2 protein-coding genes are annotated in these 632 nt (G+C 45.7%); both read right to left on the bottom strand.

Annotated elements, in window-relative coordinates; genetic code table 11:
• Positions 1-277: hypothetical protein (locus ACTHUR_RS15405; protein ID WP_440399508.1), on the bottom strand; the 277-nt coding region annotated here is incomplete at its 3' end.
• A gap of 65 nt (positions 278-342) precedes the next feature.
• Complete coding sequence (locus tag ACTHUR_RS15400; RefSeq protein ID WP_003768561.1) at positions 343-546, bottom strand: DUF2788 domain-containing protein; 204 nt, start codon at positions 544-546, stop codon at positions 343-345.
• Positions 547-632: the final 86 nt, after the last annotated feature.

Genomic DNA, 632 nt, shown 5'->3' with positions numbered 1-632 from the left:
ACCCCACCAGATAAGTAAAAACCGGTACGGACGCATAAACCGTCAAAAGACTGATGCCAATTGCAGCCTCACTGTTCCCGAAAAAATGGCGGACAATCGATTCGACGACCAGAGCAACCGCCCAAACCCCGCACAATGCCAAGATCATTTGAACTGCAAACAGGCTCATACCGGCGATAATGCTTTGTTTCGTGTTTAATCCGAATCCTCGATTGACGGCAACGATATCTACTGCACACCATAACAGACACAACAACAGACCCGATGTCATAAACATACATACCCTCCCTGTTTTCTAAGCTGTTTTCAGACGACCTTTGTGCTTATTTTGCCGTTACCGCCTCAAGGCAGGGCGATGAATTTAATCAGCACCTCTTTGAAAATAAAACCGAACACGCCCAAGCCCAAGACCAGGAACAAAATCGCGATGCCGAATTTGCCCGCCTTGGATTCCTTGCCCAAGTTCCAAACGATAAAGCCCAAGAAGATAACCAGTCCGGTCAGGCAGATTTTCATTGCCCAGTCGGAAAATTCTGCTTCACTCATAATCGATTTCCTTATTTGATGTTGTGTGTATTTTAATGTTTTCAGACGACCTTTGAAACGCCAAGAGGTCGTCTGAAATGTAATGG

This window comes from Neisseria sp. P0021.S007 (genome assembly GCF_051956855.1).
The sequence above is the reverse complement of the archived record's forward strand: the minus strand, read 5'-3'. Positions and strand labels throughout refer to the sequence as shown.